Annotated in this window: 26 protein-coding genes and 1 riboswitch; of the genes, 16 read left to right on the top strand and 10 right to left on the bottom strand. The window is 71.8% G+C overall.

The features are described 5' to 3' along the window. Positions 1–8: 8 nt before the first annotated feature. From ABFX81_RS22625 to ABFX81_RS22640, 4 genes are all read right to left on the bottom strand, one after another. Positions 9–1,730, bottom strand: coding sequence for an urease subunit alpha (locus ABFX81_RS22625; protein ID WP_086852529.1), 1,722 nt, complete (start codon positions 1,728–1,730; stop codon positions 9–11). After that, positions 1,723–2,034 (bottom strand): urease subunit beta, encoded by a 312-nt coding sequence (locus ABFX81_RS22630; RefSeq protein WP_086852527.1) that lies wholly within the window; start codon positions 2,032–2,034, stop codon positions 1,723–1,725. The genes ABFX81_RS22625 and ABFX81_RS22630 overlap by 8 nt, the downstream gene beginning before the upstream one ends. An 11-nt stretch (positions 2,035–2,045) precedes the next feature. Then, positions 2,046–2,348 carry an urease subunit gamma gene (locus ABFX81_RS22635; protein WP_086852524.1) on the bottom strand — a complete coding sequence of 101 codons (303 nt, stop codon included), beginning with the start codon at positions 2,346–2,348 and terminating at the stop codon, positions 2,046–2,048. A gap of 113 nt (positions 2,349–2,461) precedes the next feature. Next, positions 2,462–3,109 carry a TetR family transcriptional regulator gene (locus ABFX81_RS22640; RefSeq protein ID WP_086852522.1) on the bottom strand — a complete coding sequence of 216 codons (648 nt, stop codon included), beginning with the start codon at positions 3,107–3,109 and terminating at the stop codon, positions 2,462–2,464. Between the two features lie 153 nt (positions 3,110–3,262). Here ABFX81_RS22640 and ABFX81_RS22645 point away from each other — a divergent pair, with 153 nt between their 5' ends. Then, complete coding sequence (locus tag ABFX81_RS22645) at positions 3,263–4,255, top strand: ABC transporter permease (protein ID WP_086852520.1); 993 nt, start codon at positions 3,263–3,265, stop codon at positions 4,253–4,255. An 85-nt stretch (positions 4,256–4,340) separates the two neighbouring features. On the opposite strand, the gene ABFX81_RS22650 is transcribed toward ABFX81_RS22645, so the two are convergent. Continuing rightward, a complete protein-coding gene (locus tag ABFX81_RS22650; RefSeq protein WP_086852517.1) occupies positions 4,341–4,628 on the bottom strand; it encodes a type II toxin-antitoxin system prevent-host-death family antitoxin in 288 nt (95 codons plus the stop codon). A gap of 89 nt (positions 4,629–4,717) precedes the next feature. Here ABFX81_RS22650 and ABFX81_RS22655 point away from each other — a divergent pair, with 89 nt between their 5' ends. The 4 genes from ABFX81_RS22655 to ABFX81_RS22670 all read left to right on the top strand — a co-directional run bounded on the left by ABFX81_RS22655 (position 4,718) and on the right by ABFX81_RS22670 (position 7,416). Further along, positions 4,718–5,353: an ATP-dependent Clp protease proteolytic subunit gene (locus ABFX81_RS22655; RefSeq protein WP_086852515.1), complete on the top strand. Its 636-nt coding sequence runs from the start codon at positions 4,718–4,720 to the stop codon at positions 5,351–5,353. 6 nt (positions 5,354–5,359) lie between these two features. Beyond that, entirely contained in the window at positions 5,360–5,668 is a 309-nt protein-coding gene (locus ABFX81_RS22660; RefSeq protein WP_086852513.1) for a hypothetical protein, read from the top strand. A gap of 350 nt (positions 5,669–6,018) precedes the next feature. Beyond that, positions 6,019–6,215: riboswitch (cyclic di-AMP (ydaO/yuaA leader) on the top strand. Between the two features lie 3 nt (positions 6,216–6,218). After that, entirely contained in the window at positions 6,219–6,692 is a 474-nt protein-coding gene (locus tag ABFX81_RS22665; protein ID WP_086852511.1) for an NlpC/P60 family protein, read from the top strand. A gap of 82 nt (positions 6,693–6,774) precedes the next feature. Beyond that, complete coding sequence (locus ABFX81_RS22670) at positions 6,775–7,416, top strand: DUF6328 family protein (RefSeq protein WP_086852509.1); 642 nt, start codon at positions 6,775–6,777, stop codon at positions 7,414–7,416. Here the strand turns inward: ABFX81_RS22670 and ABFX81_RS22675 are convergent. Continuing rightward, positions 7,352–7,981 (bottom strand): LysE family translocator, encoded by a 630-nt coding sequence (locus ABFX81_RS22675; RefSeq protein WP_346138558.1) that lies wholly within the window; start codon positions 7,979–7,981, stop codon positions 7,352–7,354. The genes ABFX81_RS22670 and ABFX81_RS22675 overlap by 65 nt on opposite strands. Before the next feature lie 92 nt (positions 7,982–8,073). Between ABFX81_RS22675 and ABFX81_RS22680 the strand changes: the two genes are divergently transcribed. Beyond that, entirely contained in the window at positions 8,074–9,000 is a 927-nt protein-coding gene (locus ABFX81_RS22680; RefSeq protein ID WP_086855506.1) for a LysR substrate-binding domain-containing protein, read from the top strand. Positions 9,001–9,002: 2 nt separating this feature from the next. Here the strand turns inward: ABFX81_RS22680 and ABFX81_RS22685 are convergent, their stop codons facing one another. Then, positions 9,003–9,461, bottom strand: coding sequence for an ATP-binding protein (locus ABFX81_RS22685; protein ID WP_346138559.1), 459 nt, complete (start codon positions 9,459–9,461; stop codon positions 9,003–9,005). A 214-nt stretch (positions 9,462–9,675) separates the two neighbouring features. Here ABFX81_RS22685 and ABFX81_RS22690 point away from each other — a divergent pair, with 214 nt between their 5' ends. After that, complete coding sequence (locus ABFX81_RS22690; RefSeq protein ID WP_086853320.1) at positions 9,676–10,536, top strand: Scr1 family TA system antitoxin-like transcriptional regulator; 861 nt, start codon at positions 9,676–9,678, stop codon at positions 10,534–10,536. 9 nt (positions 10,537–10,545) lie between these two features. Continuing rightward, positions 10,546–10,776, top strand: a complete 231-nt coding sequence (locus ABFX81_RS22695; RefSeq protein ID WP_086853318.1) for a DUF397 domain-containing protein — start codon at positions 10,546–10,548, stop codon at positions 10,774–10,776. Between the two features lie 64 nt (positions 10,777–10,840). Here the strand turns inward: ABFX81_RS22695 and ABFX81_RS22700 are convergent, their stop codons facing one another. Then, positions 10,841–11,968: an aminotransferase class I/II-fold pyridoxal phosphate-dependent enzyme gene (locus ABFX81_RS22700; protein ID WP_086853316.1), complete on the bottom strand. Its 1,128-nt coding sequence runs from the start codon at positions 11,966–11,968 to the stop codon at positions 10,841–10,843. Between the two features lie 150 nt (positions 11,969–12,118). On the opposite strand from ABFX81_RS22700, the gene bioB reads away from it, so the two are divergent. The 6 genes from bioB to ABFX81_RS22730 all read left to right on the top strand — a co-directional run bounded on the left by bioB (position 12,119) and on the right by ABFX81_RS22730 (position 17,953). Next, positions 12,119–13,276 (top strand): biotin synthase BioB, encoded by a 1,158-nt coding sequence (gene bioB, locus ABFX81_RS22705; protein WP_086853314.1) that lies wholly within the window; start codon positions 12,119–12,121, stop codon positions 13,274–13,276. Beyond that, entirely contained in the window at positions 13,269–14,549 is a 1,281-nt protein-coding gene (locus ABFX81_RS22710; RefSeq protein WP_086853312.1) for an adenosylmethionine--8-amino-7-oxononanoate transaminase, read from the top strand. The genes bioB and ABFX81_RS22710 overlap by 8 nt, the downstream gene beginning before the upstream one ends. Before the next feature lies 1 nt (position 14,550). Then, positions 14,551–15,276 (top strand): dethiobiotin synthase, encoded by a 726-nt coding sequence (bioD, locus tag ABFX81_RS22715; protein ID WP_086853310.1) that lies wholly within the window; start codon positions 14,551–14,553, stop codon positions 15,274–15,276. 84 nt (positions 15,277–15,360) lie between these two features. After that, positions 15,361–16,260, top strand: a complete 900-nt coding sequence (gene bla / locus ABFX81_RS22720; RefSeq protein WP_346138560.1) for a class A beta-lactamase — start codon at positions 15,361–15,363, stop codon at positions 16,258–16,260. Between the two features lie 10 nt (positions 16,261–16,270). Then, positions 16,271–17,200 (top strand): endonuclease/exonuclease/phosphatase family protein, encoded by a 930-nt coding sequence (locus tag ABFX81_RS22725; protein ID WP_086853308.1) that lies wholly within the window; start codon positions 16,271–16,273, stop codon positions 17,198–17,200. 69 nt (positions 17,201–17,269) lie between these two features. Next, entirely contained in the window at positions 17,270–17,953 is a 684-nt protein-coding gene (locus tag ABFX81_RS22730; RefSeq protein ID WP_086853305.1) for a methyltransferase domain-containing protein, read from the top strand. Between the two features lie 9 nt (positions 17,954–17,962). On the opposite strand, the gene ABFX81_RS22735 is transcribed toward ABFX81_RS22730, so the two are convergent. Together ABFX81_RS22735 and ABFX81_RS22740 are read right to left on the bottom strand one after the other, a co-directional pair. Further along, a complete protein-coding gene (locus ABFX81_RS22735; RefSeq protein ID WP_086853323.1) occupies positions 17,963–18,337 on the bottom strand; it encodes a fic family toxin-antitoxin system, toxin component in 375 nt (124 codons plus the stop codon). Between the two features lie 4 nt (positions 18,338–18,341). Beyond that, positions 18,342–18,581, bottom strand: a complete 240-nt coding sequence (locus ABFX81_RS22740) for a toxin-antitoxin system HicB family antitoxin (protein ID WP_086853303.1) — start codon at positions 18,579–18,581, stop codon at positions 18,342–18,344. Positions 18,582–18,721: 140 nt separating this feature from the next. On the opposite strand from ABFX81_RS22740, the gene ABFX81_RS22745 reads away from it, so the two are divergent. After that, entirely contained in the window at positions 18,722–19,537 is an 816-nt protein-coding gene (locus tag ABFX81_RS22745; RefSeq protein ID WP_086853301.1) for an ATP-binding cassette domain-containing protein, read from the top strand. A 4-nt stretch (positions 19,538–19,541) separates the two neighbouring features. Beyond that, positions 19,542–22,109, top strand: a complete 2,568-nt coding sequence (locus ABFX81_RS22750) for an ABC transporter permease (protein WP_346138561.1) — start codon at positions 19,542–19,544, stop codon at positions 22,107–22,109. The last annotated feature ends 10 nt before the right edge of the window (positions 22,110–22,119 follow it).

Below are 22,119 nucleotides of genomic sequence, written 5' to 3' on the forward strand. Positions count from 1 at the left end.
GGACGTCCTCAGAACAGGAAGTACCGCTGGGCCATGGGCAGTTCGGCCGCCGGCGCCGCCTCGACCAGCTCCCCGTCGATGTGCACGGCGAAGCTGTCGGGGTCGACCCGTACCTCGGGCCGGGCGTCGTTCTCCCGCATGTCGGCCTTGGTCACCCCGCGCGTCGACTCGATCGCCACGAACCGCTTCCCGAGGCCGAGCCGCTCCGGCAGCCCGTCCTCGACGGCCAGGGGGGCGACGAAGTTGAGGGAGTTCGCGGCGGGTGCCCGCCCGATCGCCCCGAACATCGGGCGCGGCAGGACCGGCTGTGGCGTGGGGATCGAGGCGTTGGCGTCGCCCATCTGCGCGTAGGCGATCTGCCCGCCCTTGAGGACCAGCTGCGGCTTGACGCCGAAGAACGCCGGCTCCCACAGCACCAGGTCGGCCAGCTTGCCGCTCTCGACGGAGCCGATCTCCCGGGCCAGGCCCTGGGCGAGTGCCGGGTTGATCGTGTACTTGGCGACGTACCGGCGCGCCCGGCGGTTGTCGGCGCGGCCGTCCCCGGGCAGCGCGCCCCGGCGCCGCTTCATCACGTGGGCGGTCTGCCAGGTCCGCATGATGACCTCGCCCACGCGCCCCATGGCCTGCGCGTCGGAGGAGATGATCGAGATCGCGCCCAGGTCGTGCAGCACGTCCTCGGCGCCGATCGTGGACGGCCGGATGCGGGACTCGGCGAAGGCCAGGTCCTCCGGCACGGCCGGGTTGAGGTGATGGCACACCATCAGCATGTCGAGGTGTTCCTCGGCGGTGTTGACGGTGAACGGCCGGGTCGGGTTCGTGGAGCTCGGCAGCACGTGCGGCTCGGAGACCACGGTCATGATGTCCGGCGCGTGCCCGCCGCCGGCGCCCTCGGTGTGGTACGCGTGGATGCCCCGCCCGGCGATCGCGGCGAGCGTGTCGCCGACGAACCCGGCCTCGTTGAGCGTGTCCGTGTGGATGGCGACCTGGATGCCGGTCTGTCCGGCGACGGTCAGCGAGGCGTCGATGACGGCCGGGGTCGAGCCCCAGTCCTCGTGCAGCTTCAGCCCGAGCGCGCCGCCCCGGATCTGCGACAGCATCGCCTCGTGGGAGACGGTGTTGCCCTTGCCGAGCAGGCCGATGTTGAGCGGATAGGCCTCCATGGCCTCCAGCATCCGCGCGAGATGCCAGGGCCCGGGGGTCACGGTGGTGGCCTTGGAGCCCTCGGCCGGGCCCGTACCGCCGCCGACGAGGGTGGTGACGCCCGAGGACAGCGCCTCGTCGGCGATCTGCGGGCAGATGAAGTGCACGTGGGCGTCGATCGCGCCCGCCGTGAGGATTCGCCCGTTACCGGCGATGATCTCGGTCTCGGGGCCGATGACCAGGTCCGGGTGGACGCCGTCCATGGTGTCGGGGTTGCCGGCCTTGCCGATCCCGGTGATCCGCCCGTCGCGGATGCCGACGTCGGCCTTGACGATGCCCCAGTGGTCGATGATCACCGCGCCGGTGATGACGGTGTCCGGCGTGCCCTCCGCACGGGTGGCACGGGCCTGGCCCATCGACTCGCGGATGACCTTGCCGCCGCCGAACACGGCCTCGTCACCGGCGAGCCCGGGTCCGCCCGAACGATCCTCCTCGATCTCGACCAGCAGATCGGTGTCGGCGAGCCGGATCCGGTCGCCGGTCGTCGGGCCGAACAGGTCGGCGTACGCGGCACGCGAGATCTCAGGCATCGAGGGCACCTCCGGTCTCCCCGCGCAGACCGGGCACGACGCGGGCGCCGGTCAGCGGAACGAGTTCGACGTCGACGGGGATCCCGGGTTCGAAGCGCACGGCCGTGCCGGCGGCGACGTTCAGCCGCTTGCCGCGCGCGGCGGCGCGGTCGAACTCCAGACCGGGGTTGGCCTCGGCGAAGTGGTAGTGGGAGCCGACCTGGACTGGGCGGTCGGCGGCGTTGAGGACGGTGAGCCGGGTGACCTCGCGGCCCTCGTTGTACGCAATCGGGTCGTCGGCGAAGAGGATCTCTCCGGGAATCATCGAGACCTCTCTCAGACGATGGGCTCGTGGACGGTGACGAGCTTGGTGCCGTCCGGGAAGGTGGCCTCGACCTGGACGTCGTGGATCATCTCCGGGACGCCTTCCATGACGTCGTCCCTGGTGAGCAGTTTGCGTCCGGAGGACATGAGTTCGGCGACGGTACGGCCGTCGCGGGCACCTTCGAGGATGTGCGACGTGATGAGGGCGACCGCCTCGGGGTGGTTGAGCTTCAGCCCGCGGGCCCGGCGCTTCTCGGCCACGTCGGCCGCCACGTGGATCAGCAGCCTCTCTTGCTCGTGCGGGGTCAGTTGCACGTCCCACCTCACAGTCCTCGCTCCGGACCGTGCGGGGCCCGGTTGCCGCGGCCACGGGGCAAAGTGCCAGGTGGCGTGGAGCGGCAGGCTAATTGGACCGCGTTTCGAGCACGTTAACCGAGCTGTGATCCACCAATTGCCGCGTCCTCGTCCCGCATGCTCATCAGTGCCCGCAGACCGTCCCGGAGGATCTCGACCGGGGCCGGCCCGACGAGGGACTGCTGTGCGATGAACCCGAGCACGGCGGCGATCATCGTGCGGGCCACATCGTCCGGCGCCACGTCCGCCCGCATCATCCCGGCCTCCTGGTAGCCCTCGACGATCCTCCCCCAGGCCGCGTGGACCGAGCCGTAGCCCTCCCGCAGAAGGGCCGCGAGCTCCTCGTTGCGCAGCGTCTCCGTCCAGACCTGGATGACGAGCCGCGGAAAGGCGGGCCGGCCGTCGACGACCAGGGACTCGCGAGCGGCGAGCGTCTTACCGAGGACGGAGGCGACGAGTTCGTCGGGCGGCGGGGGCGGACTCTGCCGGGCCGCTTCCTCGAAGGCTCCGCGGACCGACCCGAGCACCTCGGCGACGATCGCTCCGATCAGTTCCTCCTTGCCGCTGAAGTAGCGGTACACCGCACCCGCCGAAAGGTCGACCTCCTTCAGCACGTCCTGCATGGACGTGGCGTGAAAGCCGTTGCGGGCGAAGCAGAGCGCGGCGCCGTCGAGGATCTGGCGGCGGCGGGCGTCGAGATGTTCCTGGGACACGCGGGCCATGATCCCCAACGTAAAACGAATATTCCTTCTTGACAAGCCACCGCGAGCGGAGCACGGTGAGAGCAGAGCAAAACGAACGATCCTTCTTTTTAGCGCTTCAGCTCAGCTCTAGCTCAGCTCCCGCTCCGGTTCCGCTCCCTTCAGGAGACCCTCATGCCTGCCCGCAACCGCCGACTGATCGCGGTCGTCGTCCTCGTGCCCGTCCTAGCGGCCCTCGCTTTGTGGGCCTTCGCCTGGCCGGCCTCCCGTACAGCACCCCGCGACCTGCCGCTGGGCGTGGCCGGATCACCCGCCGCGGCGGCTCAGGTGGAGCGGCAGCTGGAGCGGCACGAGGGCGCCTTCGAGATCCACCGCTACGCCGACGAGGCCGCCGCCCGGGACGCCATCCAGGACCGCAGCGTCTACGGCGCCGTCGTGGTCACGCCGCAGGGGCCCGAGCTGCTCACCGCGTCCGCGGCCGGACCGACTGTCGCACAGTTCCTCCAGCAGGCCGTGGCACAGCAGGCCGCCGCCGGGGGCGCACAGGTCGAGACGGTCGACGTCGTACCCACCCCCGCCAGTGATCCACGCGGCGCGGTGCTGAACGCCGCCGTACTGCCGCTCGCCCTGGCCGGCATCGCGGCGGGTGCGGTGGTCACCCTGCTGGGACTGCGCGGCGTCCGGGCCGTGCTCGCGCTGCTCGGGGCGTCCGCCCTGGTGGGCGCGGTCGCGGCCGGGATCGCGCACAGCTGGCTCGGGGCGCTCGGCGGCGACTGGTGGGCGGAGGCAGCGGCGCTCGGCCTGTCCACGGTGGCCGTCAGCGGTGCCGTCGCCGGCCTCGCCGCCCTGTTCGGCCCCGCCGGCACGGGCATCGGCGCCGCGGTGGTGATGCTGCTGGGCAATCCCTTCTCCGGCGCCACTTCAGCCCCGCAGATGCTGCCGGAGCCGGCCGGCGCGATCGGCCAGTGGCTGCCGCCCGGCGCGGGTACGACACTGCTGCGCTCGGTGTCGTACTTCGACGGCGCGGCGGCGACCGGCCCCGCGCTGACCCTGACCTGGTGGGCGGCGCTGGGCCTGGGTGCCGTACTGCTCGGCAGCTCGCTCCGGGCACGGAAGACGGGCAGTGAGCCCGCGCCCGACCGGCGAGAGCCGTCGGCGGTCGGCTGACCACCGCCCCGCCGCGCGCCCGGGCGGCGTCCACAGAAGCGACCGTGCGTCCCCGCTGTAGCGGACGGGGATGCACGGTCTTTCGTCAGGCCGGGCCGGGCCTCCGGTGCTCCGCCGCGATGCCGAACCGCTGGGGTTCGCCAGGAGCGGACGCGACCTCGCGGACCGTGGAGACCGCGCTGATCACCTGCTCCTCCGCGGGCTCCGCGGGTCCCGCGGTCTCCTCGAGTCGCCGCAGGTCATCGGCTGAGACGAGGGCGACGAGGGGCTTGCCGTGCCGGGTGACGACGACGCGTTCACCGCCGTACACCACGCGGTTGATCAGGTCGGCGAGCTCAGCCCTGGCTTGTGTCACCGGAATCTCGTAGGCCATAAAGCCATCATAACGTCATGTACGTCCTGTACATTTTTTACAGAGAGAGCTGTCGCCGGAGACGGCTCTGCCGCGAGGAGGGGTTCACCATGACCCGACCGTCCGCCCGTTATGTGCTGCCCGAGTTCACCGAACGCACGGCGTCCGGGCAACGGACGATGGATCCGTACTCGAAGCTCCTGGAGGAGCGGATCGTCTTCCTCGGGACGGCGGTGGACGAGACCTCGGCGAACGACGTCATGGCCCAGTTCATGTACCTCGAACACCAGGCCCCCGACCGCGACATCTCGCTGTACGTCAACTCCCCCGGCGGCACCTTCCACGCCTTGTCGGCCATCTACGACACGATGCAGTACGTCTCCTGTGACGTGGAGACGATCTGCCTGGGCCAGGCCGGCGCGGCCGCCTCGGTGCTGCTGGCGGCGGGCACACCCGGCAAGCGGTTCGCGCTGCCGGACGCACGTCTGGTGCTCCATCAGCCCGCGCTGCCCGAGCCGGTCCGCGGGCAGGCCAGCGATCTGGCGATCCAGGCCGACGAGTTGATCCGCATCCGGACCCGCATGGAGGAGCTGCTCGCGCGGCACACGGGCCGTACCCGGGAGCAGGTCGGCGAGGACATCGAGCGCGACAAGGTCCTGACCGCCCAGGAGGCGGTGGCGTACGGCCTGGTGGACCGGATCGTCCCCCACCGCAAGGCCACCCTGGCCCCGCCGACCGGGGAGTGAGCACCGGTGCTCCCGCCCGAACTGCCGCCACTGCCCGCGCTGACCCGCGCCGAGGCGGAGTTGATCGACCGTTACCTGGAGGTCGTCGACCTGCTCGGCCGGATCAACCCGGCGCTGCCCGGCGACACCTACCGCGGACTGCGCGCCGCCCAGGCCCTGGTGGGCAAGGCGACGGCGCTGCGTGACGCGCTGACCCTGATGCACCAGCGGGGCGAGACGGAACTGCACGCCGGCACGCTCGGCCGGGCGCTGCGGGTGCTGGACGGCGAGCGGCGCACGGCTCGCGTCAGCCTGCCCCCGGAGTCCGTCAGTTGACGGGGATCCGTCGGTCGGACGCCCGCCCTGTCGACGGAGCGTCCGGGCCTGAGTCGAAACGGTCCGAATGACGTACCTCTGTTCGGAGTAGACGGGAGTCCTTTTTTTGGCCCTCGCAGTTGCGCAACGCGCGTAGCCGTGGGGCGGAATGGGACATTCCATGCCTGGTCCGGCCGCCCATGGACCTGTGGACGGTGGCTCAAACACAGACGTGTCCACCCGAACAGGTGAGTGGTGAGTAACAACACAAATCCCCGGTTCCGTTGGGATTTCGGGACAAGCATGAGTCAAGATCCCTGACTGACGACAAGACCCCGCCACAGCGGCGGGGCGATCCGGGCGGACGCCGAGTCCTGCCGCCGCCTGGATGACCGGTCGACAGGAGTGGATCGGCAGGAGTGGAGGACCCAAGCACGACGGGTCGCCGGGACGGTCACGCCATGACCGGGTCCGAGCAGCCCTTGGGGTGAAGCCGCGTCAGCGGCCGGGCAACTTCGCCAGCCCGAATCCGACAGGTCATCCTTCACAGGCGGCTGACGAAGGGTTGCGCATGACTGCGCTGAATCGTGTCCCGTCGCTCATGGTCCGGGCCGGTACGGCCTCGGCCCTCACCATCGCCGCGGTGGGCGGCTCGATCGTGGCCCCCGGCTTCTCCTCGGAGGCCTCGGCGGCCACCCATGGGACGAAGGCACTCCAGATAGCGGCCTCGAAGAAGGGTTCGCCCTACAAGTACGGGGCCACCGGTCCGAACAGGTTCGACTGCTCCGGGCTCACGCTCTACTCGTTCAAGAAGGTCGGCAAGAAGCTCCCCCGCACGGCCGCCCAGCAGTACAACAAGACGCGCCACATCTCCGCCAAGAACCGCAAGGCGGGAGACCTGGTGTTCTTCCACTCGGGCAGCAACGTGTACCACGTGGGTATCTACGCGGGTAAGAACAAGCTCTGGCACGCCCCGAAGAGCGGGGACGTGGTGCGGCTGCAGAAGATCTGGACCAAGAGCGTCTGGTACGGGCGCGTGAAGTGATCCGCCCGGCGTGCGGCGGCGTCCCTGGCGCGCCGCCGCACGCCGGAGCGTGACACGGTCTCAAGTGGTTACCCGTCACCCCATGGCCGAGCACCGTCCCTGCACCGCACGCGGCGAGACCCCGCTGCAACGCGCCGACCGGAACTTCGTCGAGCTGCTCCAGGAGCTCCGGGTCACCCAGACGGGCGTACAGATCCTGTTCGCGTTCCTGTTGTCGCTCGCGTTCACCTCGCGCTTCACGTCCCTCGACACGGTCCAGCGCGTCACCTACGTCATCACTCTGCTGCTGGCGGTCCTGGCGGCGGCGCTTTTCACCGCGCCGGCGGCGCTGCACCGCTCGCTCTTCCAGCAGGGCGCCAAGCCCCGCATCGTGCAGGTCTCCTCACGACTGGCCACCACCGGCCTGATCGTGCTGGTGTTCGCGTTCAGCGGTTCCGTACTGCTGGTGGTGGATGTGACGACCAGTAGGACCGGCGGCATCGCCGCCGGCGCGGCGACGTTCCTGGTCTGCGTCGGCCTGTGGGGGCTGCTCCCCCGGCTGGTGCGGCGGGCCGGGCTGCGGCAGGAGACGCACGGCGGCCCCGGGCGGCCGGAGGCCACCGTGGAGGAGCCGGTGCCCCAGGGCACCGTCCGGATCCCCGCGCCGCAGCGCGGCACCATCAGGCAGCCCTCAGCGGTTCGAGAAGGAGCAGCACACCGAGAAGCGTCAGCGCGGCGCCGGTGACCCCCTCGACGGCCCGCGCGGCCCGTGGTTCGCGCAGCCACCGGCCCAGCCGGTCCACCAGCAGCGCCACGGCCGGGAACCACAGCAGGGCGAGGACCACCACGATCAGCGCCAGCAGCAGCGTCCGGGGCAGCGCGGGACTGCCCGCGGGCACGAACTGCGGCAGCAGGCTGAGGAAGGTGATGGGTGCTTTCGGGTTCAGTGCGTTCGTGACGAAGCCCTGCCGCAGGGGGCGCGCGGTGGACGCGATGGTCCCGGTGGCCGCGACGGGCACGGCGCGGGGCCGGCGCAGCGACCACAGCGTCCGCACTCCCAGGTACAGGACATAGCCGCCGCCCAGCAGCTGGAGCGTGCGGAACAGCGCGGGCACGGCGGCCAGGACCGCGGCGACGCCCGCCACGGCCAGCGCGGTGTGCAGGAGCAGCCCGCCCGCGATGCCGAGCGCGCAGGCGACGCCGGCGCGGCGGGAGACCAGGGCGTTGCGCACGACGACCGTGAAGTCGGCGCCCGGCATGGCGACCATGCCCGCCGCCACCCCGGTGAAGGCGATGAGTTGTGCGTCCATACGGCCAGCTTGCCGGGCCGGAGCCTTCAGCAGGTATGTCGAATATCCTGGGCAGGCCTTAAGCACTGCTTTGGTCTGAGGAGGTCAGCGGCATGTACGACCCGACCCGGCTGGCGGCGCTGGTCGCCGTCGCGGAGGCCGGGTCGATCACCCGGGCCGCCGAGCGCCTCGGCTACACCCCGCCCGCGCTCTCCCAGCAACTGGCCAAGCTGGAGCGGGAGGCGGGCTCGGCACTGCTGGTCCGGCATCACCGCGGGACGCGGCTGACGGGCGCGGGCGAGCTGCTGGTGGCGCGTGCCCGGCGCGTGCTCGACGAGCTGGAACTGGCCCGCCACGAACTGGCCCGGCTGGCCGGTCTCTCGGGGGGTGTCCTGAGGCTCGGGACGTTCCAGACGGCGGGCATCCATCTGCTGCCGCCGGTGCTCAGCGCGTTCCGGCGGGCTCACCCGGATGTGGAGCTGTCCGTCGCCGACCACGAACCGCCGACCGGTGTCACGGCCGTGGCCGCCGGTGAGATCGACCTGGCCCTGACGCACACGTACGAGCCCGCCGACGCCCTGCCGCCGCCCGCCTCCGTGCGCATGGAGCCGGTCCTGGTCGAGGAGCTGGTGCTGGTGACCGCCCCGGGGCATGCCCTCGCCGACGGCACGTCCAGGCTTCCCTTGACGGAACTGGCGGGTCAGCCGCTGATCAGCATGGCGCCGGAGCATCCGTCCCGGCAGGGTGTGGAGGCGGCGCTGGCCCGGGCCGGGGCCAGTCCGTCGGTCCTGGTGTCGACGCCCGGGTATGCGCTGGTGTGCGCGCTGGTCAGCGCGGGACTCGGGGTGGGCGTCGTACCGGAGATGGTGGCGCGGACGTCGGTCACGCCGGTCGGGGTGCGCCCGCTCGGGGCGGGCGAGCTGCGCCGTACGATCTCGGTCGCCTACCGGGGCGAGGAGGCGGCGCCTGCTGTGGAGGCCTTCCGGGCCTTGTTGCGCGGGGCGTTCGGCCGCGCGCGGCACACGTCAGAGACGCGGTGAGCTCACGGCTCCTGCTGTCCCGCCGCCGTCACGGGCCGGGCCGGGACGGTCCACGGGAGTTCGATCGAGATGGTCTTTCCGCCCTCGCGGGTGGGGCGGATCCTGAGCCTGCCGCCGCACTCCGCGGTCAGCCAGCGGATGATGACGAGACCGCGGCCGTTGTCCTGCTGGACGGCGGCAGGCAGGCGTCTGGGAAATCGTGGGTGGCTGTCCGTGACGCCGATGTGCAGGTGTTCGTCGCGGTCGAGTGCGATGTCCACCGTGAAGGTGGGCGACTGTCCGAAGGTGTGCTGGACGGCGTTGGTGGCGAGTTCGGAGATGATGAGCCGGATGGAGTCGGACACTTCCGTGTCCGCCGGCAGGCCCCACTCCGCCAGCGTGCCCACCACGTAGGCGCGCGCCGCGGAGACCGAGGCGGGATCGCTCGGCAGAGTGACGGATGCTTCCAAATGGTCTGCCATGGCGACGTCGTCCCTTTCCCAACGGGACCGCAGTCCGACACGGAGCGGAATGTTCGAGTACGGTCCCGGACTGGTGCTTCGTCGCCAGAGTGCCACCAGAACACCCCTGAAGGGCGGCGATCCACCAAGATATGCATATATCTGTCGCTCAATGCGGTGAACTCTGCGACGCGAGACCGTATTTGGGTGGCTCGGAAGGAGTAAGGAGTAGCCCATGCAGCACGGTCCCGCGGTGCGCCGCCGGAAACTGGGCGCCGAACTTCGCGCGCTGCGCACGTCGGCGGGGCTCACCAGTGGTGAGGCGGCCCGGCTGGTGGGCTGGCACCAGTCGAAGGTCAGCCGTATCGAGACGGGCACGAGCGGGGTGAAACCGGCCGACGTGCGGTTACTTCTCGACGCGTACACCGTGGCGGACACACAACTGCGCGAGCTGCTCATGATGTTGGCGGGGTCCGACGACAGCGGCGGCCGGCACCACTGGTGGCACGCCTACCGCGGGGTGCTGCCGCCGACCTACCGGGACTTCATCAGCCTGGAGTCCCAGGCCGGGGCGATGCGCACGCTGGAGACCACCGTCGTCCCGGGGCTGCTCCAGACGCCCGAGTACGCCCGTGCGGTGACGAAGGCGGCGGTGGAGGGCCTGTCGGAGGACCGGCTCGACACGCTGGTCGAGGTGCGGCTGGCCCGGCAGGACGTGCTGCGCGCGGATCCGCCGCTGGAACTGAGCGCCGTCCTGGACGAGGCGGTGCTGCGGAGGGAGGTGGGCGGGCCGGGGGTCATGGCCCGGCAGCTCGAACGACTGGTCGAAGCGGCGCGGCTGCCCCAAGTGCGGCTCCAGGTGCTGCCGTTCGCCGCCGGGGCGCACATCGGCGTCACCGGCCCTTTCGTTATCTTCTCATTTTCGAACACATCTGATCTGGATGTGGTTGTTCTCGACCACTTGACGAGTAGCCTCTACCTCGAACGGAAAGAAGACCTCCAGGCCTACACGGAGGCCTTCAACGCCCTTCAGATCCACGCCCTTTCGCCCGAGGACTCGTTGGATTTCATCGCCGGGACAGCCACCGGCGCGTAAGGAGGCACCATGCGTGCACTGCCTCGTCACGTCCCCTCAAGCATCGAGCTGCACGGAGCGCGGTGGTTGCGCAGCAGCTACAGCACCGGCGCGAACAACTGCGTCGAGACCGCGTGTCCGGACGCCCCGCCCTGGGCCGGGCTGCTCGCCGTGCGCGACTCCAAGGACCCGGCCGGGCCCGCGCTGCTCTTCTCCCCGAGGAGCTGGGCGGAGTTCACGGCCGCGGTCGACCGCATCTGAACCGAATCCCGAACGCCTTCTGATCAGTCCGCCGTCGAGCGACGCACGGCCGTGTCACGCCGACTCATGGCCGCGTCTCGCCGATCAGCCGTACAGCGCGTTCGATCTGTTCGCCGGTCAGGTCCGCGCGGGCGGTCAGCCTGAGCCGTGAGATGCCGTCGGGCACGGAAGGAGGACGGAAGCAGCCCACGGCCAGGCCCGCCGCGCGGCACTCGGCCGCCCAGCGCACGGCGTCCTCGGGGGAGGGCGCCCGCACCGAGACCACCGCGGCGTCTGGACGTACCGCTTCCAGGCCCGCGGCGGTCAGGCGTGCGTACAACTCGCCCGCCACCGCACGGGCCCGCGCCGCCCGCTCCGGCTCGCGGCGCAGCAGCCGCAGTGCCGACAGGGCCGCCCCCGCCGCCGCGGGGGCGAGACCCGTGTCGAAGATGAACGTCCGTGCCGCGTTGACCAGGTGGTCGATCACCCGGGCGGGGCCGAGGACGGCTCCGCCCTGGCTGCCGAGCGACTTGGACAGCGTGACCGTCACGACCAGGTCGTCGGCGCCGGCGAGTCCCGCCGCGTGCGGGGCGCCGCGGCCGCCGTCGCCGAGGACGCCCAGGCCGTGGGCGTCGTCGACCACCAGCCCGGCGCCGTGCTCCCGGCACGCCGCGGCGAGTGCGGCGAGCGGGGCCGCGTCGCCGTCGACCGAGAAGACCGTGTCGGACACGGTGATCGCCGGGCCCTCGTGCGTGTGCAGCGCCTTGCGCACGGCGTCCGGCTCAGCGTGCGCCACCACCTGGGTCGTGCCGCGGGCCAGCCGGCAGCCGTCGATGAGCGAGGCGTGGTTGCCCGCGTCGGAGACGATGAGGGAGCCGTGCGGGGCCAGCGCGGTGACCGCCGCGAGGTTGGCCGCGTAACCGGAGGAGAAGACCAGGGCCGCCTCGGCACCGCAGAAACCGGCCAGTTCCTGTTCCAGTTCGGCGTGCAGTTCGGTGCTGCCGGTCACGAGCCGGGAGCCGGTCGAACCGCCGCCCCAGACCCGCGCGGCACGGGCCGCGCCCTCGGTGACCTCGGGGTGGTGGGCCAGTCCCAGGTAGTCGTTGCTCGCCAGGTCGAGGAGCGGTGAAACGGCCGGACGGGGGCGCAGAGTCCGTACGAGTCCGGCGTGGCGGCGCAGCCGCGCCTGCTCGTCGATCCAGCCGAACGCCATGGGTGGTCCTCCGGGGAATTTGTAGGCAGTGCACAGACACTAGCGGGACCTCCAGCAGGTCAGTGTGTGGCAATACCCACACCTCGAAGCGACTCTGTTGTACGAAGTCTCCTTGGCCCGGGGCGCCTCCGTAGGACAGGATCGGCTCCCATGGACCTGCTGAACACGCTGGTGGACAAGGGGCTTCGGCGCGAGCGGCCGACCCGACAAGAGGCACTGGCCGTCCTCGCGACGTCCGACGACGACCTGCTCGATGTGGTGGCCGCGGCCGGGAAGGTGCGCCGGCACTGGTTCGGCCGGCGGGTGAAACTCAACTATCTCGTCAATCTGAAGTCCGGCCTGTGCCCCGAGGACTGCTCGTACTGTTCGCAGCGGCTCGGCTCCCAGGCCGGGATCCTGAAGTACACCTGGCTCAAACCGGACCAGGCCTCCGACGCGGCGGCGGCCGGGGTGGCCGGGGGCGCCAAGCGGGTGTGCCTGGTGGCCAGCGGGCGCGGTCCGACCGACCGGGACGTGGACCGGGTCTCCGAGACGATCAGGACCATCAAGGAGAAGAACGAGGGCGTCGAGGTGTGCGCCTGCCTGGGGCTGCTCTCCGACGGACAGGCCGAGCGGCTGCGCGAGGCGGGCGCCGACGCCTACAACCACAACCTCAACACGTCCGAGGCGACGTACGGGGAGATCACCACCACGCACACGTACGCCGACCGCGTGGACACCGTCGAGAAGGCCCATGCGGCGGGGCTGTCCGCCTGCTCCGGGCTGATCGCCGGCATGGGCGAGTCGGACGAGGACCTGGTCGACGTCGTCTACTCGCTGCGCGAGCTGGACCCGGACTCGGTTCCGGTCAACTTCCTGATCCCGGTCGAGGGCACCCCGCTCGCCAAGGAGTGGAACCTCACCCCGCAGCGCTGCCTGCGGATCCTGGCCATGGTGCGCTTCGTGTGCCCGGACGTCGAGGTGCGCATCGCGGGCGGCCGGGAGGTCCATCTGCGCACGATGCAGCCGCTCGCCCTGCACCTGGCCAACTCGATCTTCCTCGGCGACTACCTCACCACCGAGGGCCAGGCGGGCAAGGCCGACCTGGAGATGATCGCGGACGCCGGGTTCGAGGTGGAGGGCACCGACCAGGTGACGCTGCCGGAGCACCGCACGGCCGGCGGCTGCCACGACGGCGGCGGGTGCGGCTCGGACGAGAGCGGTGGAGTTTGTGGTTCCGCATCTGCTTCGCGAGGTGACGAGCCCCGTACCGACCTGGTCGCCGTCCGCCGCCGGGGGGCCGGAACGGACCTCGCGCCCAATGCCTGAGCTGACGGTGCCCGAACTGCTGGAGCTCGACCGGCGGCACGTGTGGCATCCGTACGGCCCGATGCCCGGACGGCAGGAACCGCTCGTCGTGGAGTCGGCGAGCGGGGTGCGGCTGCGGCTCGCCGACGGCTCGGGAGAGCTGGTCGACGGCATGTCGTCCTGGTGGTCGGCGATCCACGGCTACAACCACCCGGTGCTGAACGAGGCGGCGCGCGGGCAACTGGAGCGGATGAGCCACGTGATGTTCGGCGGGCTCACCCACGAGCCCGCCGTACGGCTGGCGAAGCTCCTTGTCGACATGTCGCCCGAGGGTCTGGAGCATGTGTTCCTCGCCGACTCCGGGTCCGTGTCGGTCGAGGTCGCGGTCAAGATGTGCCTCCAGTACTGGCGCTCCCTGGGACGCCCCCGCAAGCAGCGGCTGCTGACCTGGCGCGGCGGCTACCACGGCGACACCTGGCAGCCGATGTCGGTGTGCGATCCCGAGGGCGGGATGCACGAGTTGTGGACCGGTGTGCTGCCGCGACAGGTGTTCGTCGGTCCGCCTCCGGCCGCGTACGAGGAGTCGTACGCCGAGGAGCTGCGGGCGTCGATCGAGCGCCACGCCGACGAGCTGGCCGCGGTGATCGTGGAGCCGGTGGTGCAGGGCGCGGGCGGGATGCGGTTCCACTCCCCCGCCTACCTGCGGGTGTTGCGCGAGGCGTGCGACGCGCACGACGTGCTGCTGGTGTTCGACGAGATCGCGACCGGCTTCGGCCGTACCGGCGCGCTGTTCGCGGCGGAGCACGCGGCCGTGCCCCCGGATGTGATGTGCGTGGGCAAGGCGCTGACCGGCGGATACATGACCATGGCGGCGACGCTGTGCACTTCACGGGTGGCCGACGGCATCTCGCGCGGCGAGGTGCCGGTGCTGGCGCACGGCCCGACCTTCATGGGCAATCCGCTGGCGGCTGCGGTGGCCTGCGCCTCGATCGAGCTGCTGCTCGGCCAGGACTGGCTCACGGAGGTCAAGCGGATCGAGGCGGGGCTCCGGGACGGGCTCGCGGCGGCCTCGGATCTTCCGGGCGTCGAGGAGGTGCGGGTGCTCGGCGCCATCGGCGTCGTGCAGCTGGATCACGCCGTGGACATGAAGGCGGCCTCGGAGGCGGCCGTACGCGAGGGCGTGTGGCTGCGGCCGTTCCGCGATCTGATCTACACCATGCCGCCGTACGTGACGGGCGACGCGGACGTGGCGCGCATCGCGCGGGCGGTGTGTGCGGCGGCGCGGGAGGGATGACATGTCGGTACTGGTGATCACGGGCACGGGCACGGAGGTCGGCAAGACGGTCGTGACCGCCGCGGTGGCCGCGACGGCACTGGCGGCCGGCCGTTCGGTGGCCGTGCTGAAGGCCGCGCAGACGGGCGTACGGCCGGACGAGCCGGGGGACGCCGCCGAGGTCGCGCGGCTCGCCGGTGCCGTGACGACGGCGGAACTCGCGCGTTATCCCGAGCCGTTGGCGCCCGCCACGGCCGCCCGCCGGGCCGGTCGCGCCCCCGTCCACCCGCACGCGGTCGCGGAGGCCGCCGCCAAACTGGCCACCGAGCACGACCTGGTGCTCGTCGAGGGCGCGGGCGGACTGCTCGTACGGTTCGACCCGGCCGGCGGCACCCTGGCGGACGCGGCGCGGCTGCTGTCGGCGCCGGTGCTGGTCGTGGCGTCGGCGGGGCTCGGCACCCTGAACACGACGGAGCTGACGGCGCGTGAACTCCGCTCCAGGGGGCTGGGGCCGGCGGGGATCGTGATCGGAAGCTGGCCCGCCGCGCCGGACCTCGCCTCGCGCTGCAACCTCGCGGACCTGCCGGACGTGGCCGGAGCGCCGTTGCTGGGCTCCGTTCCCGCCGGGTCGGGGGCCCTCTCCCCCGCCGCCTTCCGGGCGGCGGCACCGCACTGGCTGGCGCCGCGCCTGGACGGCACATGGGACGCGGAGGCGTTCCAGGTGCGGGAGGCACCCGGGGCGTTCTGAGCGTTCCGGCGGGCGCGCGGTGAAACCGGCGCGGATGTGATCGCGTGTTGGACTACGTACGTGATCACCTCCGAAGGGAACACCGTGCACACCACACACCCACGCCCGTCCCGTCGAACGGCCCTCGCGCTGGGCGCCGCCGCCGCTCTCTCGCTGGGCGGCGGCACGGCCCACGCCTTACCCGCCACGGGCGGGGTCACCGCACGGCTGAGGGAACTGGAGCGGGAGCACACCGCCCGGCTGGGTGTGTACGCCCGCAATCTGCGCACGGGCCGTACGGTGGCGTACCGGGCCGACGAACGCTTCCCCATGGCCTCGGTGTTCAAGACGCTCGCCGCCGCGGCCGTCCTGCGCGACCTCGACCGCGACGGCGAGTTCCTGGCCAGGCGCATCCGCTACACCCAGGACTACGTGACGAAGTCGGGGCACTCCCCCATCACCCAGGAGCACGTCTCAACCGGCATGACGATCGGCGAGCTGTGCGACGCGACCATTCGCTTCAGCGACAACACCGCGGGCAACCTGCTCCTGAAGGAGCTGGGCGGACCGACCGCCGTCACGCGCTTCGCCCGCTCGATCGGTGACGGTGTCACCCGGCTCGACCGGTGGGAACCGGAGCTCAACAGCGCGGAACCGTGGCGCGTGACCGACACGACGTCTCCCCGCGCCATCGGCCTGTCCTACGCCCGTCTCGTGCTCGGCGACGCGCTGGAGCCCCGGGACCGCGCACGGCTCACGGACTGGCTGCTGCGGAACACCACCAGCACCGAGAAGTTCCGCAAGGGCCTGCCCGCCGACTGGCTGCTCGCCGACAAGACCGGCGGCGGACGGCACGGCGGCGCCAACGACGTGGGCATCACCTGGCCGCCGGACGGCCCCCCGATCGTGTTGTCGGTCCTGACGACCCAGCCCGAGGAGGACGCCCCGGCCGACAATCCGCTGGTGGCCGGGACGGCCGCGCTGCTGGCGGCGGAACTCGGGTAGGGAGGTGCGCGTGAGAGGCGGACGGCCGTGGGACGCCTGGCTCGTCGGCGGCGGCCTCGGTGTCGCCGGTCTGCTGGCCCTGCACTCCGCCGTGCCCAACGGTGTCGGACGTCTCGGGAGCCTCCTGGAGACGTTCCTGCCGTGGCTGGGCGTGGCGGTGCCTCTCCTCGCCTGCCTCGCCGTGCTCAAGAGGTCGGTGGCGGGGCTCCTCGCCTGCCTCGTGCCCGCGGCGGTCTGGTTGTGGATGTTCGGGGGACTGTGGTTCTCCACGCCGCCGGAGTCGTACGACCTGACCGTCGTCCAGCACAACGTGGCCGACGACAACGCGGACCCGGAGGGCACCGCGCGGGCGCTGCGCGCCACCCGCGCGGGTCTGGTGGCCGTGCAGGAGCTCACGCCCGCGCGGCGGCCCGTGTTCGAGGACGTCCTGGGCACGTCCCATCCGCACCGGGCGTTCCACGGCACGGTCGGGCTCTGGTCGGCACACCCCCTCTCGGAGGTGCGGCCCGTGGACATCCGGCCCGAGGGTTTCCCTGAGAGCTGGCGGCGCGCTCTGCGGGCCACGGTGGCCGCGCCCGGCGGGGAGGTCGCGGTGTACGTGGTCCACCTGCCGTCCGTCCGGCTGGGTCCGACGGGGTTCGCCTCGGCGGCCCGTGACGAGAGCGCGGCACTGCTCGGCGCCCGGATCGCCGACGACCCGGCCGGCCGGCTCCTGGTGGTGGGCGACCTCAACGGCACCATGCAGGACCGCGGGCTCGGTCCGCTCACCTCCCGGCTCGACGCTCCGGCCTCGGGGCTCGCGTTCAGCTGGCCGGCCGCCCTGCCGGTGGCGGGGATCGACCAGGTGCTGGGGCGGGGCGTCGAGGTGACGGAGGTGTCGGCACTGGACGCGACGGGGAGTGACCATCGGCCGGTGCTGGGACGCGTACTCCTGCGGTAGACGGCAGGGTGCGCCGGGCTCGTCCGGGGGGACAATCACGGTAGGGCCCGCCTCGTCAGGGAGGTCTCCATGCCGCTCCGGTCCGCCCGCTCCGGCAAGGTGCCACGGGATGCCGTGCACCATCCGGTGTTCGCCCGTTGCTACGCCCGGATCAGTGCCACCGCCGAGACCCGGATGGGCGTGGGCAGAGCCCGCGAGAGGCTGCTCGGCGGGCTGTCGGGGCGGGTGATCGAGATCGGCGCGGGCAACGGGCTGAACTTCGCGCACTACCCGGGCACCGTCTCGGAGGTCGTGGCCATCGAGCCGGAGCGGCGGCTGCGGCAACTGGCCGTGGAGGCCGCCCGGCGCGCGGACGTGCCGGTCGACGTGGTGCCGGGTGCGGCCGAGGCGCTGCCGGTCAAGAGCGAGGGCTTCGACGCGGCCGTGGTGTCCCTGGTCCTGTGCAGTGTGCGGGACGTGCCCCGGGCGCTCGCGGAGCTCCGACGGGTGTTGCGGCCGGGCGGTGAGGTGCGGTTCTTCGAGCACGGCCGGGGCGGCGGCCGGGTGATGACCTTCAGCCAGCGCGCGCTGGACCGGACGGTGTGGCCGGTGCTGAGCGGCGGCTGCCATCTGGCGCGGGAGCCGGTGCGGGCGCTGCGGGACGCCGGTTTCGAGCTGGGCCCCTACCGGCAGGTGCTGATGCCGGAGGAGGGGCCGACGCTGCCCATCTCGTACTGCGTGCTGGGCACGGCATGGCGCCCGGTCAGTTCGTAGCCCGGGCGGTCACAGGCTCCACTGGCGCAGCTCCTGCTCGATGTCCCGCACGGACGCCTCGCCGCTCTTGACCAGCCGGGCGAGGTCGCGGACCTGCTCGGGTGAGGTGACGACCTTGGCGCCGCTCGCGACGAGGTACGCGTAGGCGACGGCGGAGGCGAACAGGGCGTTGGAGCGTTCCAGCGCGGGGACGTGGATCAGGAGCTGGAGCAGCGCGGCGGCGCGGGCGTGCGGGCTGTCGTAGACGGGGACGTCGAATATGGCGGCCTGGTGGCGTGCGACGGCGGCGACGAGGGCTCCCCAGTCGGTGACCTGGGGGTCTCCCGGGGTTTTCTGCTCGGCGAGCATCAGCAGCCAGGCGAGGTCGATCCGGAGGTTGTTCAAGGGTTCAGCGGCGACCTTCGCGCGTGCCTTCACGATCCGGGCCGAACTCCTCGGCGAAGACGGACTCGTACTGCTTCATGAAGTCGGCGGCGGCCTCCACGAACGTGTGGCCCACCTCGCCGGTGTCCTGCCTGACCAGCTCCTCGATGTAGCGGTTGACGCTCATGCCGCGGGCCAGGGCGCGTTCGCGGGCGGCTCGGGCGGTGCCTTCGTCGACTCGCACGTTCAGCTGGGTCTTCGCCATACCTCGAAGCTAGCGCGGAGGCGCTAGCACCGGCAAGGGCGGGACTCCGACCCGAGGAGGATACCGAGTGTGGGCCGCGTCACATTACCCTCGGGCAAGGCAAGGTGACGAAATCCGACGTCCACCATGAGGAGGCGGCCTTGTCCACACCTGCTGCGGAGCACGTCCCCGGCCTCGCGCCGGCCGACGGGATCGCGGCCCGGGCCCGCGGTCTGACCAAGGCGTACGGCTCGGGCGAGACGACCGTGCTCGCGCTCGACTCGGTGGACGTCGACATCGTCCGCGGCCGGTTCACCGCGGTGATGGGGCCGTCGGGCTCCGGGAAGTCCACGCTGATGCACTGCCTGGCGGGGCTCGACACCGTCTCGGCCGGGCAGGTGTGGCTCGGCGACACGGAGATCACGGGCCTGAAGGAGCGCGAGCTGACACGGCTGCGCCGCGACCGGATCGGGTTCATGTTCCAGTCGTTCAACCTCATCCCGACCCTGAACGCGCTGGAGAACATCACCCTGCCCATGGACATCGCGGCAAAGAAGCCCGACGAGAAGTGGCTGGACCAGGTGATCGACACACTCGGGCTGCGCGACCGGCTCCGGCACCGGCCGTCACAGCTCTCCGGCGGCCAGCAGCAGCGAGTGGCCTGTGCGCGGGCGCTGGCCTCCCGGCCCGAGCTGATCTTCGCGGACGAGCCGACCGGCAACCTCGACTCGCGCGCCGGCCTGGAGGTGCTCGGCTTCCTGCGCGAGGCGGTGGACCACCTCGGGCAGACCGTCGTCATGGTCACCCACGACCCGGGCGCCGCCGCCCACTCCGACCTGGTGCTCTTCCTCGGGGACGGCCGGATCGTCGACGAGATGCGGCGGCCGACGGCGGAGTCCGTGCTGGAGCGCATGAAGCGTTTCGACGTGATCCGGACCCGTTTCGACGACGCCCCGGCGGCGTCCGAGGAGAACTGATCCCGTGCTCAAGGCGACCCTGAGGAGCTTCCTGGCGCACAAGGGGCGGCTGCTGCTCTCGGCGCTCGCCGTCCTGCTGTCCGTCGCGTTCGTCACGGGCAGCCTGATCTTCTCGGACACCGTCAGCCGCACGTTCGACCGGCTGTTCGCCTCCACCGCGGCCGATGTCACCGTCAGCCCGAAGGAGGACCTCGACGAGGCGGTGCCCTCCGGCCGGACGGCCACTCTGCCGGCCGCGCTGGCCGAACGCGTGCGGCAGGTCGACGGTGTCGCGGCGGCACGCGCCGAGGTGGACGTGGACGGCCTCACCGTCGTCGACGAGGAGAACGAGCCGGTCGGCCCCACCACCGGGGCTCCCACCCTCGGCACCGCCTGGAATCCGACCGAGCGCAGCCCCGTCGAGCTGACCTCCGGTCACGCCCCGCGCGGTGACGGGCAGGCGCTGCTCGACTCGGAGACCGCCGACCGCAAGGACGTGCGCATCGGCGACACGCTCACCGTGATCGCGCCGCCCGGGTCGTTCGAGGTCCGGGTCGTCGGCATCGCCACGTTCACCACCACCAACCCCGGCGCCGCACTGGTCTTCCTCGATCCCTCCACCGCGCCGACGAAGCTGCTGGGCAGCCCGCGGGCGGCCACCGGCATCTCGGTCGACGCCGCCGACGGTGTCACCGACGAGCAGCTCAAGCAGCGCGTGGCCGCCGCGCTCGGCGCGCACACCTACGACTTCAGGACCGCCGACGAACAGGCGAAGTCGGACGTCGAGCAGCTGGGTGGATTCCTCGACGTCATCAAGTACGTCATGGTCGGCTTCGCCGGGATCGCCGTGCTGGTGGGCGTGTTCCTGATCGTCAACACCTTCTCCATGCTCATCGCCCAGCGCACCCGCGAGCTGGGGCTGCTGCGCGCGCTCGGCGCCGACCGGCGCCAGGTCCGCCGCTCGGTGCTCGCCGAGGCCCTGCTGCTCGGACTAGTCGGCTCCACGCTGGGGCTCGCCGTGGGCATCGGGCTCGCGGCCGGGCTCATCGAGCTGATGGGCCTGCTCGGCATGAACATCGCCGCCGACGAGATGGTCATCGGCTGGGTGACGCCCGTGACGGCGTACGTCGTCGGTCTCGGCGTCACCTTCGTCGCCGCGTACCTGCCCGCGCGACGGGCCTCGGGGGTCTCGCCGATGGCCGCGCTCTCGGACGCCGAGGTCGCCGGGGTGGGCCGGCCGCTGCGGGTGCGGGCGGTGGCGGGCGCGGTCGTCGGGGCGGCCGGTGCGGCGGCGCTCGTCGGGTGCGCGGTGTCGGAGCGGACGTCGTCGGCGGCGTCCCTGCTGGGGCTCGGTGTCGTGCTCTCCCTGATCGCGACCGTGATCGCCGGTCCGCTGCTGGTGCGCCCGGTGATCCGCGTGCTCGGCGCGGCCTTCCCCGCGCTGTTCGGGTCGATCGGCCGGATGAGCCAGCGCAACGCCCTGCGCAATCCCCGCCGTACCGGAGCCACCGCGGCCGCCCTCATGGTGGGCCTCGCCCTGGTCGGCGGGATGTCGGTGGCGAGCGAGTCGATGACCGCCTCGTTCGACCAGCAGATCGACAAGACGCTGGGCGCCGACTTCGTGATCCAGAACACCAACTTCCTGCCGTTCCCGAAGGAGGTCACCGACGAGGTGCGCGGCACCGAGGGCGTCGGCCTGCTCGTGCGGGGGCGGTTCACGCCGGTCGCGGTGCGGCTCCCGGACGGCGACCGCGTGGAGACGACCGCCGCGGGCTACGATCCGCGGCTCGACGAGGTCGCCAACATCACCTACGTGCAAGGGGACTCGGCCGCCGCGCTCGCGAACGGGCACCTCGCCATGGACCGGGACTTCGCACGCGACCACGACGTACGGGTGGGCGGCACGGTCCCGGTGGAGTTCCCGGGCGGGCGCAGGGCCGAGCTGACGGTCGGCGCCCTCACCGACCAGGACGCCGCCGAGGGATTCGGCACGCAGGGCGGGCTCTACTTCGGCCTCGCCACCCTGGAGCGGTACGCGCCCGGCGGGCAGGACTCCGCGCTGTACGTCAACGCCGCCCCCGGCACGAGCGACGACGACCTGCGCGCGAACCTGGAGCGGACCCTGGATCCGTACCCGCAGGTGCAGGTGCGGGACCTGGCCGACTACAAGCAGCTCGTCCACGACCAGATCGCCGTCCTGCTGTACCTCGTGTACGCGCTGCTGGGGCTGGCGATCATCATCGCGGTGCTCGGGGTGGTCAACACCCTCGCGCTGTCGGTCGTCGAGCGCACCAGGGAGATCGGGCTGCTGAGGGCGATCGGGCTGGCGCGGCGGCAGCTGCGGCGGATGATCCGGCTGGAGTCGGTGGTGATCGCGGTGTTCGGGGCCGTCCTGGGGCTCGCGCTGGGGCTGGTGTGGGGCGTGTGCACACACGAGGTGCTGGCCCTCCAGGGCATGGCGGCCCTCGCGATCCCGTGGTTCACGATCGTCGCGGTGGTGATCGGCTCGGCGGTGGTGGGAGTCGTGGCGGCGCTGCTCCCGGCGTTGCGTGCATCGCGCATGAACGTACTGGCGGCCATCGCGCACGAGTGATGGAATCGCG

Source organism: Streptomyces coeruleofuscus (assembly GCF_039532725.1).
GTDB classification, from domain to species: domain Bacteria; phylum Actinomycetota; class Actinomycetes; order Streptomycetales; family Streptomycetaceae; genus Streptomyces; species Streptomyces coeruleofuscus.

Excerpts from the sequence above, each read along its gene's own strand:
- ABFX81_RS22685 (WP_346138559.1), bottom strand. The coding sequence starts at position 9,461 with ATGGCAGACCATTTGGAAGCATCCGTCACTCTGCCGAGCGATCCCGCC.
- ABFX81_RS22695 (WP_086853318.1), top strand. The coding sequence starts at position 10,546 with ATGCGTGCACTGCCTCGTCACGTCCCCTCAAGCATCGAGCTGCACGGA.
- ABFX81_RS22655 (WP_086852515.1), top strand. The coding sequence starts at position 4,718 with ATGACCCGACCGTCCGCCCGTTATGTGCTGCCCGAGTTCACCGAACGC.
- ABFX81_RS22740 (WP_086853303.1), bottom strand. The coding sequence starts at position 18,581 with ATGGCGAAGACCCAGCTGAACGTGCGAGTCGACGAAGGCACCGCCCGA.
- ABFX81_RS22690 (WP_086853320.1), top strand. The coding sequence starts at position 9,676 with ATGCAGCACGGTCCCGCGGTGCGCCGCCGGAAACTGGGCGCCGAACTT.
- ABFX81_RS22625 (WP_086852529.1), bottom strand. The coding sequence starts at position 1,730 with ATGCCTGAGATCTCGCGTGCCGCGTACGCCGACCTGTTCGGCCCGACG.
- ABFX81_RS22650 (WP_086852517.1), bottom strand. The coding sequence starts at position 4,628 with ATGGCCTACGAGATTCCGGTGACACAAGCCAGGGCTGAGCTCGCCGAC.
- ABFX81_RS22710 (WP_086853312.1), top strand. The coding sequence starts at position 13,269 with ATGCCTGAGCTGACGGTGCCCGAACTGCTGGAGCTCGACCGGCGGCAC.
- ABFX81_RS22700 (WP_086853316.1), bottom strand. The coding sequence starts at position 11,968 with ATGGCGTTCGGCTGGATCGACGAGCAGGCGCGGCTGCGCCGCCACGCC.
- ABFX81_RS22730 (WP_086853305.1), top strand. The coding sequence starts at position 17,270 with ATGCCGCTCCGGTCCGCCCGCTCCGGCAAGGTGCCACGGGATGCCGTG.
- ABFX81_RS22645 (WP_086852520.1), top strand. The coding sequence starts at position 3,263 with ATGCCTGCCCGCAACCGCCGACTGATCGCGGTCGTCGTCCTCGTGCCC.
- bioB (WP_086853314.1), top strand. The coding sequence starts at position 12,119 with ATGGACCTGCTGAACACGCTGGTGGACAAGGGGCTTCGGCGCGAGCGG.
- ABFX81_RS22630 (WP_086852527.1), bottom strand. The coding sequence starts at position 2,034 with ATGATTCCCGGAGAGATCCTCTTCGCCGACGACCCGATTGCGTACAAC.
- ABFX81_RS22680 (WP_086855506.1), top strand. The coding sequence starts at position 8,074 with ATGTACGACCCGACCCGGCTGGCGGCGCTGGTCGCCGTCGCGGAGGCC.
- ABFX81_RS22640 (WP_086852522.1), bottom strand. The coding sequence starts at position 3,109 with ATGGCCCGCGTGTCCCAGGAACATCTCGACGCCCGCCGCCGCCAGATC.
- ABFX81_RS22670 (WP_086852509.1), top strand. The coding sequence starts at position 6,775 with ATGGCCGAGCACCGTCCCTGCACCGCACGCGGCGAGACCCCGCTGCAA.
- ABFX81_RS22675 (WP_346138558.1), bottom strand. The coding sequence starts at position 7,981 with ATGGACGCACAACTCATCGCCTTCACCGGGGTGGCGGCGGGCATGGTC.
- bioD (WP_086853310.1), top strand. The coding sequence starts at position 14,551 with ATGTCGGTACTGGTGATCACGGGCACGGGCACGGAGGTCGGCAAGACG.
- ABFX81_RS22665 (WP_086852511.1), top strand. The coding sequence starts at position 6,219 with ATGACTGCGCTGAATCGTGTCCCGTCGCTCATGGTCCGGGCCGGTACG.